The following is a 15,134-nucleotide window of genomic DNA, read 5'->3' on the forward strand; positions in this document are numbered from 1 at the left end:
AGATGTAAATCCGTCAATGGAACCGAGTAGGAGCAATGATACAACGCCAGATATGAACAGTGGTGTCAATATAAGTACAAATAGACCCTGGCTTGAACTTCGCGCCGGTGACGAGGTGCTGGTGCGACTCAACAACGTCGACGCACTTGCATGCCCGCCTCGAGAACGATTTCCATATGCATACCATCGCGATGATGACAAGCAGATTCGTGTACTTGATTTCGCTGGGCGACCGGTTGAGCGATACGGTGGAATCACCGATATGCGGCATAATGGGTTTCAACCAGTTCCAGCACCATTGGTGCCAGAGCATATGTTCAATAAATCAATAACCGGATGGTGGGGCGTCCTGACCGCACAACAGTGACAAAGAATGATTCACGTTCAGATACAGATCATACAAGATCTGAAGAACATGATCTAGATTTGACAGAGAATATACATGATGGTTCAGGTTTAAAACCGACGTCTGAGTCCCAAATGAAGAACCAAGTAGATTCAAACGAGAATTCACGTACTTGGTGGCAGACAATTGCTCGGGTCATTGTTGCACCGATTGTGCTTCCGCATGAACTTGCTCATGCGGCTATCGCAGTATTATTTGGACTCGATCCTGTAATCCGCATTCTTCCACAATGGTCAGGGACGACAATCCCACTGGGACAATTTAATGCTGAAATCGACACATCAACATCAACATGGGTAATACAAGCGGTTGCAGTGGCGCCATTAGTAGTGTATCTTACTGTTGCTTCATTGGTCGGGATATTCATCTCGATAAACGCAACAATAATTCTTCCAGTTATTCTACTTTTGAGTTTTTCTGCAAGTTTATCAGCTGGTGATATCGCGATTATCAGCAATCCAGTCGAAGCTCGCCAGGCTGGAGCATTTGTTGTACAGGGTTCGACATGGGAAAACATCACAATTATTACGACCCCAATTACGACTGGAGTGGTGGCGATACTGTTGATATAATCAAGTATCCTAAAGCGGTAGGCTTGTCAGTTGACTCCCGGTCTGACCACAAGACATGGCAGGTGTGAACTGATTCACTCATTCGATGCGAGAGAACTATTCTGACTGATGCATGTCTACTCAAGCACCCACTTCTTCTATGAACTACTGACCACACGCCGAGTGACTACACCGCTGACTTGTGTATCGTAGTCGTTCTTGCTGTCGATTATAGTACCCGGGTTATCGCTCCAGCCGTATTTTGCGACGTGTTGTGCTGCTTGGCGGAACTGATCGAACGTTTCATTAGGGAGACCTTCATCCTCGAGGCGAGACTTGTAGGTTTTATTTGACAGTTCCGGTTCAGCACGTATTTCTACTGTAATGCCTGTATTATCTAAACCTACCTTACTCATATTGGAGAGTCAGAGAGTCTATTCATTGTGGTTTGTTGCCGTATTGTCGGCTTCCTCCCACACACGGCTAAAGCCCTGTCTCTTACCCACAACTCGAGTCAGGATTTTAGCGGAACGGGATCGGGATCGGCGAGCACGACTGAAATCCTCGGTATCTACAGTTTCAGCACCTCTTTGGAACAATTGTAGTGAGCTTGATTACCGGCGTTCTGTCACCCCCACAGCCGATATCACTATTTGAATCGCTTCTCGCCTCGATTTTTTGATTCAAAATACCTCTGAGAGCGTCTGAAACGTCCGGTTACGACTCCACGAACTTATGGGTAAGAGACAGGGCTAAAGCCGAAGCCGTGGGTTTTCCGCCTTGCAATTCTATGAAATCAATATCTTTTTTGATCAAATCAAATCACTCAGTATTAATTATCCAGCTATCTGTAACTGTGACCGACAACCCAATACAGATGTAGAACAGAATGTGCATGCTATGGCAGATGAAGCCTATCAGATTACGCTAGCCGAACCGCATGAAATTACAGATGGCGATCAGAGGACAATCACCGTCTCAGGGTATGAAGATGTTGGGAGCATGTTCATGCTTGAGTTAACTGACGGCGGAATTCGCTCTATTGGCAAGCAATTGATTGAAGATGTGACACCAATTGAATAAGACATCTGCTGTCTCGATTGTTTGTATTCATCGACTGCGTTGATTCGACTCTACATTGAAATCCCTATCAGATATCTGTTCACTATATGGCAAACATTCGTTTGTCTGCGGTGAATATCTCACGTGATGACAGCTGATCAATACGACACCGAGACAATGACAGAGCAAAGCGTTGATCCGACCACCATCTCCGCAATTAGTGGGTTTGTCGGGACAATCACAGGGTTAAAACGAGGCGGTCCCGGCGGAGCGATTATTGGTGGGCTTGTTGGTGGGACGATTGGATATGTTGTTGGTGCGGGCACAACAGCGCAATCTGAAACGGATACAGATACAGATACAGATACAAATACCAGTACCGATGCGGATGCACATTCGGATATGAATGCTGACGCTGGATCTGACTCTGAGACACCATCCGACACAAGCACCGGTCCGGTTGATATCACGATTGATGATAATAACACTGATGAGACATCATCGGAGAGGACAACAGACCACAATGATCAATCTAAAGCCAATGAGAGCGAATCTAAAGAAAGCGATCCAACAGAAGAATCACAGGGGACAACAGAAGATGCTGAGTGAGTTTTGATGCAATAACAGATAATATCAACGCTCTTCTGAAGCAGATTGTTGGTCGGGTAAAGCTATCGCCGTGAAAGCGTAGCGGGCAAGAGTGACGCGACGCGTCACCTGAACGCAATGTTCCCATTTGAATTGCTGAGCTCAGAGGCGAGCGCCGCGAACCTGCTGGAGCAGGTTCGCTGGCGAGAGGGCCTCTGTTGCCCGCGCTGCCAGTCTGAGTCGGTAATCAAACACGGCAGCTATCGAGAGTATCAACGGTACCTGTGTAAGGATTGCGACCGCACGTTCAACGACAAAACCGGCACGATTTTTGCGCACGCGAAGATCGGCCTCGATAAGCTGTTGTTCGCGTTCTACTCGTTCCTCCGGTTCAACACGAGTATCCGCCAGTTAGACGCTGAAATTGACGTTTCGTATCGCTCGCTTCACCGGCGCGTCGAGCAGTTCGCCAGAACGCTCGACGCGCCAACAATCGATCTCGTTGGACCGGTCGAGATCGACGAGTTCTATGTCTCTGCTGGGAAGAAAGGTCGCGAGCGCGATCGAGAGTCGCGCTCGCGTGCCCTCTCGAAACGCGGACGAGGAACGTATGAGGGTGATAAACCGCCAGTGTTCACGCTCGTTGATCGGGGCAGCGGTCAGCGATACGTCGTCCCAGCGAAATCCGCCGATGAAACGACCGTGCGACTCCTTCTCGACAACCACGAGAAGGAGTCGCTGAGCATCTATACTGACGGATTTCGTGCCTACGATCCACTCGACAATGATGAGAGCTTCCACCGAGAATCAGTAATTCACGGTGACGGCGAGTACGTTGATGGAGACGCACATGTGAACACGTGCGAGAGCCACGCGTCGCTGGCGCGACGGTGGCTCTCGCCGCATCGAGGCGTCTCAAAGGACAAACTGACAGCATATCTCAGGCCGTTCCAACTTCGGCGACGAATCCTCCGCAAACCGGGACAAGAAGCACTGAAACAGATTATCCGAGAAGTTCTCTGACTCACCAACAATGTACTTCACAAGAGCGTAATATCAAAACAGATAAATATCATAATCAAATCAAGAGATTTACATTGAAGTGCCCTGGGGATCATATCGAATTCCAAAACACTCTATCTGCATTCTCTGTGAATTTCTGAGGAACTACCCCTGGTTTAAGCGCTGGCGCGACCTTCCTGCAGGTTACACATACGAATATTTGGTTAATAATGGCGTGTGTTTCCAACATACTCGCTCTCTGCGGTCGCTCCTTGAGGACGGGAGATCAGCGCATACAAACAGCTAATTGGGACTGTGTTTACCAGTGGACATGTATTATCTAAACCTGAGGGTGAGGCTTCTTGCTCAAAGAGCGAACAAAACGGAACGAGTGGAGCGTGGCTTGTTCGATGCGTCAGACGAGACACGCTACAATGTCAACGTGAACAGTGCAGTGAATATGGCTCGGAGATCAATATGTAAGTCCAATTCAGATTTGTTCGAGTCTGAAGAGGGTGTAGTGCGGGCTGTGGACGCCCCGCAATGAATAACTCTCTCCAATCTTGAATCTGGTCAGAATCTAAAGGAAACTTCGCTGGAAGCCCCACCCTCAAGGACTGTCTCTTACCTACAAATCGAGTCGCTGCTGAGGTCAGTAAACCGGTTGAAATCTCGATATCTACAGATTTAATATCTCTTTGGAACAATTATAGTGGAGTTGATTACCGGCGTTCTGTAACCCCTACAGCCGATATCACTGTCTGAATCGCTTCTCGCCTCGATTTTTTAGTTCAAAATACCTCTGAGAGCGTCTGAAACGTCCGGTTACGACTCCACGAACTTGTGGGTAAGAGACAGGGCTAAAGCCGTGGGTTTCCGCCTCGCAATTCTATGAATACACGGCTACGACGTCCGGATCTTCTCAGTCACATTCAACTGAGGATCACTGAGAGTACTGTGATGAGAAAATTCATGATGCCAACCCTCACTCGTGACTCTGGTCTGGGTCATCAAACAATCCGGTTGACATATACCTCTCCCCGCTGTCCCAAAAAACCGTAATAACTAGTGGGCAGTCAGGCTGTGTATTCCGGTCCTCAGAAGAGGGAGCAATCCCGGTTTCATACTCTGCTTTTGTGTTTATGTTTGTGCTTGTGTTTGAGGTGCTTGTGGGTGTAGCAGTGTCAGCGGTATCATCATGAGTCGATGTAGACGAAGATTTCACAACGGATTCTGATTTGGGTGCATCCTCAATGACGTATCCCGCTTCTCGCTCATTACAAGGTTGAGCAGGGTCAGCAAGTTGTTTCGCGATACGCTTTGCAGCAACGTTTGATGCTGCGGAGGATTGTCCGACAAGAATTCCCTCCTCTCGTGCAAGACGTCTGCATTCCGTTTCAGCCGCATCGATTGTGACAGTCTCGACATCATCAATCAACTCTGTATCAAGATTTGGGCTAATAAATCCTGGACCCATACCCTGAAAATCGTCATTTCCAGGCTCCGAACCAGAGATAACTGCATTTTCGGCTGGTTCAACAGCAATGACAGACATGTCTGGAAACTCCTCGCGAAGACGTCTTCCAATACCGGAGATCGTCCCACCAGTGCCGACACCAGCCACGAGTGCATCAACAGTCCGTCCTTCAACTTGTTCAAGAATTTCCTCAGCGGTTGTCTGATAATGAGCGTCAGGGTTAGCCGCGTTCTCAAACTGTCGCAACTGCTTCATTCCGGTATCTTCTAATTTATCAGCGCGGTCTTTCGCATCACTGATCGTGCCATCGATCAGTTCGATTTTAGTACCATACGCTCGCATTAACTCGCGCCGTTCCGGTGACTGTGAGGCGGGCATCACCACTGTGAGATCATACCCTTTCGCAGCAGCAACAACTGATAATCCAATGCCGGTGTTCCCACTTGTCGGCTCAACAAGGGCGTCGCCTGGTTCAATATCGCCGGCACGCTCAGCACGCTCCACCATTGCAAGTGCTGGTCGGTCCTTTGCAGAGCCACCGGGATTCTTTGATTCTATCTTTGCAGCGATTGTCACACCCGGCGGAGAATTAACGCGGACGAGCGGTGATCCAATCGTTTCCAAAACGTTCGCATCCATCAAAACAGGTATTTGTCGGTGATGGATAAGACGGTGACGACCAAAACGGATGTGAATTTCTGAATGAAATACTCATCCAATAAGATATCAAGACGAGTGTGTCGATAATAAACGTGATCTGAAGCTGCTTCACAATTTAATCCGACTCGAACTATAACATATTATTATATCTTTTAGCTGAATACAGGCGCTAAGCCCCCTCCCTCAAGGAGCACCGCAGTCCGCGCGAGCGGACAAGGAGCGCAGTAGGGAGAAGGGGATACAGCGCCATCATCATCTGGTTGTACACTGTGCGTCGGCAGACTCACAGACCTATGTAAGCAGTTATATTGTCGGACGCCAGACTAAAGAGTAAGATGGGCATTTTGACCTGTCGGCTTTGATTCGCTCGTCGTTCCATATAGCACTCCGTGAAACATTTTGAACCATCGGTTCTACGCAACAGTATCAGCAGCTACTCTATGACAAGATTTTGGATTGAATTCCTCAATAAGTATTCAGGAGCACTATTCGGAACGAGTTGCTCTGTGCGAGGCTGACGGACAGGGATAGCGTTCAAACGCGACAAGAAGCGTGCGTTGTCCCACGGAATCACCCCGTCGAGCAATTAGGAGTGCGACACTCCGAAGAAACGTCCCCAGACATCTCCGAGTTCTGGTGTGCGAACGAATCGCGGGGCGATTCGTCAACGCCTGTGGAGACTGCACTCCCTGTGGATACACCTGTATCTGCAAAGTGCGTTCACCAGACTCCGTCTGGTGGGCTGTCAGACGCAGTCTGACAACGTCGTAGAAGCAGGAAGCCCCGCCCTCAGCGAGGCCGTCAGACCGAGCAGGGCGGGGTAGTTCACATGAGTTCGATGCGCAGCGTATCCACACATTTAGTATAGTTCATGATAACTGCCAGACATGGTTGATGCAAATGTTGGGAGAACACTTGAGACAATGAAACCAAATCCGGTATGGGACGCTAATTCATGGTCAGATACCGTAGCCGCATTTAGTGATGATACTTTAATAATCCGAGTGTGGGGTGGTGATTGGTGTGATGACTGCCGGAGACAATTACCAGATTTTGCAGCCGCGATTAACGCTGCTGATATCCCGAATAAACGAGTTCATGAATATTCCGTTGAAAAAAATGCTGATGGAGAAAAATATGGACCGAGTGTCAAAGAATACGGAATTAATCGGATTCCAACAGTTGTCATCGAACGAGAAGATGAGGAAGTGGCACGATTTGTTGAAACTGAATCAGTCCCTATCGCGGTGTTTCTCGCTGAGCAACTCACCGAGTGACCGAATGAGTTAATCCAAAATATCATTATATACATATTACCAGTATATACTTTGGATGCCTATATTATAACAAGGGACTTATGTGCGGTTTTCATATGAAACTATAGAAGATGCTCAGATCAATCCGCGTCAGTAAGCGACTCTCACCACACCGCTGGGGCGGGCAGATATTTGAGGTCGAATGTGAGTGTGAATTATGTCTCGAGACAACCATATGTACAGAGTCGCATGACCTGATTGCTTGCTCAGAGTGCCAGGCTGAGCTACTTCCACAAAAAGCAGTCTAACTATTTATGTAACTTATTACCTAGGTGGTATAAGTCAAATTGATAATAATAAAAGACTACTCCGTGGTATCTGAGTTCAAGAGATATCATCAGCATCCGTAGCTCATGTACATACAGATGAAGATCAAGCAGTCAATAGAGTCACACTGCTAGATTAGATCATGAATCGATCATTCACCCGCTACTACCAATTATTTCTAACATCGCTGCTGTTGCCTAGTGGTATTAATTATCGAAACTGTCCGTACCTTCACTCAGGTCAATCCCCTCAATCGTATCACCATCGACTTCATTAGTGTCAATATCATCACCACTGGTGGAGTCCGAGTGAGCGGTACTGATGTCCGTATCAAACCATTCGAGAGCATCTGTGAGTGAGTGAGTCGGTGGCGAGCAGGCTCGCCCGGAACATGCATAGATAGTCGCCTTACTGTCACGTTGGTGACGTCCTGCCCAGATTGCTGGTGGGGAGTCGAGTCCCAACTCATCAGTCCAAGACTCAAGTCCTGATACAGTTGCAGGGCGTTGAGAAAGAGGAACTCCCGGAAGATATGTTGATGCAATGTCTGAACGTATTGGTTGTGAAAGTTCAGTATCGGTATCATGCGCAATAACAACTTCATCATGCCCACGGGCGCGAGAATCAGCAGCCATTGCTAATGAGATGTGCTCAAGTGGTCGACCGCGAATCTCATCAGCGTGTGTATCAATGACAGCGCCAGCAATGCCCGAAAAGTCAGTTGATGTGAATGGGTCAACTGCATTGAGTGTCTGCACTGCAATTCCAGCACTTGATGAGGTTGATTGATCACGAAGGTCCTGTGGTCGAGCAACAAGTGACTCAGCATCCTCTGGCGTCAGATATAGCGTTTCACCCGCAGTGTCGTAGAACAGTTCTACGATTGATTCAGCAAGCGTGACTGCAAAAGAAAGATGTTCAACAGCACCGGTGGTTTGATATAAATCAAAAGCACCACGCGCGAGGAATGCATAATCGTCAAGATATCCTGTTTCATCTACGTCACCGTCTTTATATCGTCGAGAGAGCCTACCTGAATCGCTGTCCCAGAGATGCGTGCGAATAAATGAGAGAGCATCATTTGCTAACTCTGTATACTGTTCGGTCTCTAATATTAATCCACCGCGAGCAAGACTAGAGATGGCAAGCCCATTCCATGCGGTCAGGATCTTTTCATCTCGGTTGGGACGCTCACGATCCATGCGAGCATCAAAAAGTGAATCACGTGCATCTGCGAGTTGCGACATGATTTCATCGGTTGTTAATGAGTATTTTGTGGCAAGTTGTGAGACTGATGCAGTAGCGGTGAGAACGGTCGATCCTTCGAAGTTCCCGCCCTCTGTCACGCCAAACCGATCAATCGCTATATCTGCTATCTGTTGATCAGTGATTGCATTACGGATCGTCTCTGGCGTCCAAACATAGAATCGTCCTTCTTCACCCTCACTTTGCGCATCGAGAGTACTGTAGAATCCACCTTCAGGATGTTGAAGTTCGCGTGAGAGAAATGCAAACGTCTCATGAGCGACTCGTGCATATCGATCGCGCCCGGTATGTTGATACGCAGATAAGTAAACTCGAGAGAGCTCAGCATTATCATATAGCATCTTTTCAAAGTGTGGGACTGTCCACTTACGATCCGTTGCATAACGGTGGAATCCACCCCCAACATGATCGTAGATACCACCCGCAGCCATCGCATCAAGTGTCGCTGTCGCAGCATCAAGTGCTGTCTCTCTGTTAGTCTCTGCATGTGCACGGATCAGTGCCTCGATTCTCCCCGGTTGTGGGAACTTTGGACCGCGTGAGCCAAATCCACCATATTCATTATCTGTTGCGCGGATTGCAGCCGTAGATACTGATGTGAGAAGATCCATAGTGGAATCATCATCAGCGTCAGAATCTGTCTGAGGTGATGCAATGTCAGGAGCGGGAACATCATCATCATCATCAACATCAATACTGGTATCAGCGTTCGTGTCGACCTCAAGTCGATCCTGAAGCGTATCTGCCCATTGATTCGCACGAGATTCAAGCTCTGAACGGTCGTTTTCCCACGCGGTCGCGAACGATTGGCAGATCTCTAGGAACCCAGGAGTGTCGCCACGGTCAGATCGCTCTGTCTTTGGGAAATATGTGCCAACATAGAATGGTTTTCCATCTGGTGTTAGCCAAACAGACAATGGCCACCCACCGCCACCAGTAACAAGCTGACAGATTGTCTGATAGATACGATCAAGATCTGGCCGTTCCTCACGGTCGACCTTAATTGGGACAAATGAATCATTGAGGATAGTAGCAACAGTATCGTCCTCAAAACTTTCCTCAGCCATAACATGGCACCAATGACACGCAGCATATCCAACAGAGAGAAAAATTGGTTTGTCTGCTGATTCCGCATACTCAAGTGCACGGTCATCCCACGGCTGCCAATTAACGGGATTTTCGGCGTGCTGTGTAAGATAGGGGCTTGCCTCATTATCAAGTCGATTCCGCACTGGTGTATCCGACATATGTATTATTAGCCACGCCAGGGCAAAAGCCGTGTGAAGAAACTTGAAAAGTCTTGAATGGTTCTGATATCATCATCCGATTGATAAACGGACAACATGACTCTATCCACATACATAATCGGATATATTCTTGGGCGACGATATATAGCCACGACATAATCTCATATTCACGTACTATCGGATACAACGACAAAAAGTAAGCTTTACACACTCGTGTGGACCCACTCGGCGTATGAGCAACACTGAATCAGTGCTTCTTATCGGTGGTGGTGGTCGTGAGCATGCTATCGCTCAAGCATTAACCGTCGATTCAAGATGCACGCTATACGCCTGTGCAGGGAATCGAAACCCAGGAATCACTGCTCTCACCGCTGATTTTGAATCAATACCAGCAACGAGCGTTGATGCAATTGTTGAGTACGCAACAACGGATCCAGTTAATGCAGACCTCGCCATTATTGGACCTGAATCGGCGCTTGAGGCAGGAGTTACAGATGCGCTTGACGCAGCCGGTGTGTATACGTTTGGACCAACAGCAGAGGCTGCACGAATTGAAACCGATAAAGCGTTTCAGCGACAGTTTATGCAATCAAAATCGATTCCAGGATGTCCAGAGTTTGCTGTCTTTGAGGAGACTGCGGCTGCATGTGAGTATATTGATGCCGCTGAGAATGACCTTGCAGTCAAGCCTGCGGGGCTGACAGGTGGGAAAGGAGTTCGAGTGATTGGGGATCAAGTGACTCAAAGTGAGGCAAAATCGTACCTTCGAGAAAACGAGTACGAGCAGATTGTGCTTGAAGAGCGACTTGTTGGTGAGGAGTTTACTGTGCAAGCGTTCGTCGCGAATGGTGAAGTTCGAACGACTCCAGCGATTCAAGATCATAAGCGCGCATACGAGGGCGACACCGGACCAAACACTGGCGGCATGGGAAGTTACAGCGATACAACACAGGCACTCCCATTCATGAATGATAAAGAGTACGCAGACGCAGTCGAAATTTTAGAAGCGACTGTTAGTGCATTGCCCAATTATAAGGGAGTCCTGTATGGTCAGTTTATGCTCACGAGCGATGGACCGCGGGTAATTGAATTCAATGCTCGATTTGGTGACCCAGAAGCAATGAACACACTCCCGATATTGGAGACATCGCTTCTTGATATCATGCGCGCGGCACAACATAATGAGTCACTCCCACCACTCAGTTTCAGCAATCAGGCGACTGTGTGTAAGTACGCTGTTCCCGAAGGATATCCAACAGACCCACAGTGCGGAACACGAATTACTGTCGACGAGGAGTCCGTAGAAAGTGCACAGATATATTATGCAAGTGTTGATGCTCGTGAAGATGGATTATATACAACAACATCACGTGCCTTCGCTGTTGTTGGGATTGCAGACTCAATTGCAACAGCTGAATCGCAGGCTGAGACAGCGCTCTCTGCAGCAGATGACGGACTTCGTATACGACACGATATCGGAACACAATCGCTTCTCCAGCGTAGGATCGATCATATGAGTGTAATTCGTGAGGAGTAGTAACATGTCTGAGATGCGCATATCTTCGCGTGGTCAGATGCAGATTAACGGAATTATCATAAGATCAATATTGAATTTAAACACAAACTCATTTTATTCAGTATAGTCAGTTAACCATCATTTATGAACAGAGATTCCGCCAGTAATGTTCAATTCAACAATCAACACGACAGGCAATGAGTAGGCAGTGCAAAAAGAATAATATAATATAATATGACTGATAGACATCGTCGACTGGATAGAAGCTCAACACCAGGTTCGACAAACTCGTTGTGGAAGTGGACAGACGCGAAACCCGTTTGGATTGTTATCCGTAATTACATATTTATTATGTTTGCTCGATTGGTTCCATCGCTTCGGGCACGAAACTGGGCGCTCCGTCAACTTGGAGCACATATCGGATCGGGCGTTTCATGGGGACTTGAGGCAACGCCAGATGTATTCTGGCCAGAATTGATTACAATTGAGGATAATGCTATCATCGGATATGATGCTGTATTGCTTTGTCATGAATTTCTTCAAGATGAATATCGAACGGGTGAGATCGTTATTGATAAGCGGGCAATGGTTGGGGCAAAGGTGACAATACTGCCGGGAGTTCATATCGGCGAGGAAGCACAGGTTGCCGCAAATTCTCTTGTAACTCAAGATGTTCCACCACATACAACAGTTGCTGGTGTTCCCGCACAGCAGATGACGAAACAGGACGAGCAAGATGCAACTCGCCCATAGACAACTACCTCAGTATCAGCTAATGATGAGTTATAAAAATACAAAGAGAATACCTGCGACTTAGCCGCAGGATGAATCCGGCAATTCTAAATCAATCTACGCATGGATAGCCACTCGGAGACTTGACAATCCATGGTTTAAATTGACAGGCAGTCCCATATTTAGATAGGAAGTGAAGTACCACGGGCGCGGTGGCCCGTGGCTTCGCCGTGGTCTCTGGCGGGAAGCCAGCGAAACGACCGGTGGCGAATTTTAATTCCGCCCGCGCTCGTCTCTGGCGAGACTCGCGTGGAACCAGTAACACCCGAACACATCAAAAGTGCCACCGCAACAGAGGTCGTCTGTTGCTGCCGTGGCGGGCGTGTCCGTGGGCGTCCGCCCCTTCACATGGGCGCGACACAGACCCGGCGCACCGCGTCTTACCCCAAAATGGGTGCGCGGGTTTTGCGAGGCCGATAACGTGGATTCCAAATTGTAGTAGGGCGTCCCGATACTAAAAAAATGGGACGCAGCCGAGCGTACGAGCTTCACCCCCGCCCACGGTGGGGCGGGGAACTCGCGCTGCTTTTCGTTTAGACCGAACAGAGAGCGATCCCGACCACTCTGACGATGGCGGCCTGTCCGCCCCGAGCAATCAGGCAGAAATCGGAACCAGTCAGGTGAACGGTCAGTTCTTATACTGAACCGATGCAGATGCTGTGCCTGACTACTGTCTGCACCACAGAAAGTAACTCCGAGTCCGTCGAAATCTGCCGGACTCCTCGAGGCACAAACAACTCTGGGAGTCCGAACACGACAGAGGATATGAGTACCGGAGGCTGAGATATGGCAGTCCCAGCAGTCCCACTCTCCCCGCGACAGTCCGTGAACCCAATGCGGATTTTCACCGTGTCGGGGTTCGGTTGGACTGCAAACCTGCAATCTCCACCGCTCCCGCTCGCGCTCAGGATTCCTCCGCGTTCACACGAAGGAGGATGTCAACTACGACGTATACCCTCACTACTCATATCTTCAATACTTGTCTCCAATACCCAATAAAATACATTTTTGATTTCCGACAGAGTTGTGCTATTATCGAACACGAACAATGCCGCGTTTGAATATGAGTGTATTCGGAATAATAAGTTCCTCATCTTCATTCTCAACATGTGTAACAAATAAGTCAATCTCCTGTACAATGCCGCGAGTGTCACCAATTTCAACCTCATCACCAATTGCATATGGTTGATGTAACAGAAGATATGTGCCGACCGCAGCTGACTTCAATAAATCGACAAAAGCAACAGCAGCAAAAGCAACAACAGCAAAAAGATATACAGCGAGCAAGACCACCAACGCAAGCGTGGCAACTCCTAACTGTGAAAGTGCAACGAGTGCAGCGATATAGAATGTGGTAAATTTCGCTAATCGAGAGATGATAGTTATTTCAGGAAGCTTAATTTGTCTTAATCGCTCATCAACAAAGAGCTCTACTTTGTCACCAATGAGAATACCAGTCAGGACGACAAGCAATGCAACAAATACGCGAGGGAGAAATTGAACGGCTTCCTGCCAGAGTGCAGTTCCATATTGTAAATCAGTGACTGAAAGCGATCCGACGGCTCCGACGGCGATGATAAAATACCTAACAATTCCACTGATGAGATTGACCGTCGATGTCCCGAACTCTTGTGCCGTTCGTTCAAGTGCTGTTCCTTCGATGACAGTCGGGATATTGAGCTGTAACAAGAGGCGTGTGGTTATTCTGCCTGTAATAACAGCAGCAACCACACTAGCGATGAAGACGAGAATAGCAACCCAGATTGCCTGCGGGACAGCAGCCACGAAGTCACGCGCCACAGGCGGGAACGATTGTAGTACCCACATGAGAATGACTATTAGTATACCTCAGGATCAACCTCAAAGATGAGCTCTCCACTTTTGAATGCGCGGACAAGTCCATCAGATTCAGATAACACAATTGTCGTTGAGTTTGTCTCACGCGTGATTGCCGCACCAGCCATGTGCCGTGCACCAAGTCCCTTCGGGATATCGACTCCCTCAGCTCCTGGCTCCAAATACCGGTATGCACTGACAATCTTTCCTGAATCTGAAACAATGAATGCACCATCAAGTCGTGAGAATTCTTTGAGCATTACCTTCACAATGGGATCACCGACATGAACATGTGATTTCTCAAAGGGATTGTAACTTAGTGGACGTGATTTATTCATCACCTTTCCTGCATCGCCAACAACAAATAGTGCTCCAACTGGTTTGCCTTTCTGACCTTTTTTACCAAGCTCAATAGCCACATTAAATACATCTCGAATGACGCTTGAATCAGCTCGCGAGTTAACAAATAAATCATAGATACCTGATCGAATTGATTCACCAACCTGGACGCGAACAAGAGAGTCTGGACCATCGTCAAAAATACTGAGATTGCAAACAACAGCGTCACCTTCCGCGACGATTCCAGATTCTATCGCTCCTTCAATCCCAAATCGAATTTGATCGCGAGCGTCATCAAACTCGATTGGTAATTCAATATACGTGGCGGCATTAACATTATTTTCAGGAGCAACAACGATGATTGGATATTCAAGATCTGCATTAATAAAACGCTCATATCGCGATCCAGTTGGTGAAAACATCACAAGACCTTGGATATCAGCTATAATATCATCTACTAGGTCAGATAGCACCGCCATATGTTATTTCTATGCAATGTGTTTATAAATGATTATGGGTATAACACGGCAATATTGAGTACCACTTTTTCACACTGAATTAAATCGAGTTGTCCAAGTGCGCGGGACAGGATTCGAACCTGCGGACCTCTATAGGACAGCGTCCTAAGCGCTGCGCCTTTGACCACTTGGCTACCCGCGCACATTTGTTAGTTAATCAGCGTCCAAATCAAACTGTCGTTGTCATCATAATCTACAAGTCGTGCGAGGCGAGTGACTCGGGGCTTGTCCCTAGGGTACCTGACACCGATTTGTTATGAGAAAGCTCAATGTTTAGTCGTGCTCTATCGT

Annotated in this window: 13 protein-coding genes and 1 tRNA gene; 8 read left to right on the plus strand and 6 right to left on the minus strand. The window is 47.8% G+C overall.

All coding sequences use genetic code 11. The annotated features are described in order from the left end of the window. Nucleotides 1–16: 16 nt before the first annotated feature. Both HQRW_RS16495 and HQRW_RS08280 read left to right on the plus strand, forming a co-directional pair. The gene (locus tag HQRW_RS16495; RefSeq protein ID WP_049891858.1) at nt 17–367 is read left to right on the plus strand and encodes a hypothetical protein; all 351 of its coding nucleotides are present in this window, start codon (nt 17–19) and stop codon (nt 365–367) included. Nucleotides 368–480: 113 nt separating this feature from the next. After that, nucleotides 481–978 carry a metalloprotease family protein gene (locus tag HQRW_RS08280; RefSeq protein WP_231852289.1) on the plus strand — a complete coding sequence of 166 codons (498 nt, stop codon included), beginning with the start codon at nt 481–483 and terminating at the stop codon, nt 976–978. Nucleotides 979–1,115: 137 nt separating this feature from the next. Here the strand turns inward: HQRW_RS08280 and HQRW_RS08285 are convergent, their stop codons facing one another. Further along, nucleotides 1,116–1,373, minus strand: a complete 258-nt coding sequence (locus HQRW_RS08285) for a hypothetical protein (protein WP_049891859.1) — start codon at nt 1,371–1,373, stop codon at nt 1,116–1,118. 484 nt (nt 1,374–1,857) lie between these two features. Between HQRW_RS08285 and HQRW_RS08290 the strand changes: the two genes are divergently transcribed. From HQRW_RS08290 to HQRW_RS08300, 3 genes are all read left to right on the plus strand, one after another. Beyond that, nucleotides 1,858–2,040: a hypothetical protein gene (locus HQRW_RS08290; protein WP_014556234.1), complete on the plus strand. Its 183-nt coding sequence runs from the start codon at nt 1,858–1,860 to the stop codon at nt 2,038–2,040. A gap of 126 nt (nt 2,041–2,166) precedes the next feature. Then, entirely contained in the window at nt 2,167–2,628 is a 462-nt protein-coding gene (locus HQRW_RS08295; RefSeq protein WP_014556235.1) for a hypothetical protein, read from the plus strand. Nucleotides 2,629–2,745: 117 nt separating this feature from the next. Continuing rightward, nucleotides 2,746–3,630, plus strand: a complete 885-nt coding sequence (locus HQRW_RS08300) for an IS1595-like element ISHwa6 family transposase (RefSeq protein ID WP_014555843.1) — start codon at nt 2,746–2,748, stop codon at nt 3,628–3,630. Between the two features lie 964 nt (nt 3,631–4,594). On the opposite strand, the gene HQRW_RS08310 is transcribed toward HQRW_RS08300, so the two are convergent. Then, on the minus strand, nt 4,595–5,725 hold the full coding sequence (locus HQRW_RS08310; protein WP_014556236.1) for a PLP-dependent cysteine synthase family protein: 1,131 nt from the start codon (nt 5,723–5,725) through the stop codon (nt 4,595–4,597). 908 nt (nt 5,726–6,633) lie between these two features. Between HQRW_RS08310 and HQRW_RS08315 the strand changes: the two genes are divergently transcribed. Further along, nucleotides 6,634–7,023 (plus strand): TlpA family protein disulfide reductase, encoded by a 390-nt coding sequence (locus HQRW_RS08315; RefSeq protein ID WP_011571787.1) that lies wholly within the window; start codon nt 6,634–6,636, stop codon nt 7,021–7,023. Nucleotides 7,024–7,535: 512 nt separating this feature from the next. On the opposite strand, the gene HQRW_RS08320 is transcribed toward HQRW_RS08315, so the two are convergent. Beyond that, on the minus strand, nt 7,536–9,842 hold the full coding sequence (locus tag HQRW_RS08320; RefSeq protein WP_014556237.1) for a thioredoxin domain-containing protein: 2,307 nt from the start codon (nt 9,840–9,842) through the stop codon (nt 7,536–7,538). 232 nt (nt 9,843–10,074) lie between these two features. Here HQRW_RS08320 and purD point away from each other — a divergent pair, with 232 nt between their 5' ends. Further along, nucleotides 10,075–11,379, plus strand: a complete 1,305-nt coding sequence (gene purD / locus HQRW_RS08325; RefSeq protein ID WP_014556238.1) for a phosphoribosylamine--glycine ligase — start codon at nt 10,075–10,077, stop codon at nt 11,377–11,379. 213 nt (nt 11,380–11,592) lie between these two features. After that, complete coding sequence (locus HQRW_RS08330; RefSeq protein ID WP_014556239.1) at nt 11,593–12,111, plus strand: acyltransferase; 519 nt, start codon at nt 11,593–11,595, stop codon at nt 12,109–12,111. Nucleotides 12,112–13,182: 1,071 nt separating this feature from the next. Here HQRW_RS08330 and HQRW_RS08335 read toward each other — a convergent pair. The 3 genes from HQRW_RS08335 to HQRW_RS08345 all read right to left on the minus strand — a co-directional run bounded on the left by HQRW_RS08335 (nt 13,183) and on the right by HQRW_RS08345 (nt 14,985). Next, complete coding sequence (locus HQRW_RS08335) at nt 13,183–13,977, minus strand: mechanosensitive ion channel domain-containing protein (protein ID WP_011571792.1); 795 nt, start codon at nt 13,975–13,977, stop codon at nt 13,183–13,185. 11 nt (nt 13,978–13,988) lie between these two features. Next, nucleotides 13,989–14,804: a diadenylate cyclase DacZ gene (dacZ, locus tag HQRW_RS08340; protein WP_011571793.1), complete on the minus strand. Its 816-nt coding sequence runs from the start codon at nt 14,802–14,804 to the stop codon at nt 13,989–13,991. A 98-nt stretch (nt 14,805–14,902) separates the two neighbouring features. Then, nucleotides 14,903–14,985 (minus strand) — tRNA-Leu (locus tag HQRW_RS08345). Between the last annotated feature and the right edge of the window lie 149 nt (nt 14,986–15,134).

Origin of the sequence: Haloquadratum walsbyi C23 (assembly GCF_000237865.1) — an archaeon.
Taxonomy (GTDB): Archaea; Halobacteriota; Halobacteria; order Halobacteriales; family Haloferacaceae; genus Haloquadratum; species Haloquadratum walsbyi.

Excerpts from the sequence above, each read along its gene's own strand:
- HQRW_RS08320 (WP_014556237.1), bottom strand. The coding sequence starts at position 9,842 with ATGTCGGATACACCAGTGCGGAATCGACTTGATAATGAGGCAAGCCCC.
- HQRW_RS08315 (WP_011571787.1), top strand. The coding sequence starts at position 6,634 with ATGGTTGATGCAAATGTTGGGAGAACACTTGAGACAATGAAACCAAAT.
- HQRW_RS08290 (WP_014556234.1), top strand. The coding sequence starts at position 1,858 with ATGGCAGATGAAGCCTATCAGATTACGCTAGCCGAACCGCATGAAATT.
- dacZ (WP_011571793.1), bottom strand. The coding sequence starts at position 14,804 with ATGGCGGTGCTATCTGACCTAGTAGATGATATTATAGCTGATATCCAA.
- HQRW_RS08330 (WP_014556239.1), top strand. The coding sequence starts at position 11,593 with ATGACTGATAGACATCGTCGACTGGATAGAAGCTCAACACCAGGTTCG.
- HQRW_RS08285 (WP_049891859.1), bottom strand. The coding sequence starts at position 1,373 with ATGAGTAAGGTAGGTTTAGATAATACAGGCATTACAGTAGAAATACGT.
- purD (WP_014556238.1), top strand. The coding sequence starts at position 10,075 with ATGAGCAACACTGAATCAGTGCTTCTTATCGGTGGTGGTGGTCGTGAG.
- HQRW_RS16495 (WP_049891858.1), top strand. The coding sequence starts at position 17 with ATGGAACCGAGTAGGAGCAATGATACAACGCCAGATATGAACAGTGGT.
- HQRW_RS08295 (WP_014556235.1), top strand. The coding sequence starts at position 2,167 with ATGACAGCTGATCAATACGACACCGAGACAATGACAGAGCAAAGCGTT.
- HQRW_RS08335 (WP_011571792.1), bottom strand. The coding sequence starts at position 13,977 with ATGTGGGTACTACAATCGTTCCCGCCTGTGGCGCGTGACTTCGTGGCT.
- HQRW_RS08280 (WP_231852289.1), top strand. The coding sequence starts at position 481 with ATGAAGAACCAAGTAGATTCAAACGAGAATTCACGTACTTGGTGGCAG.
- HQRW_RS08310 (WP_014556236.1), bottom strand. The coding sequence starts at position 5,725 with ATGGATGCGAACGTTTTGGAAACGATTGGATCACCGCTCGTCCGCGTT.
- HQRW_RS08300 (WP_014555843.1), top strand. The coding sequence starts at position 2,746 with ATGTTCCCATTTGAATTGCTGAGCTCAGAGGCGAGCGCCGCGAACCTG.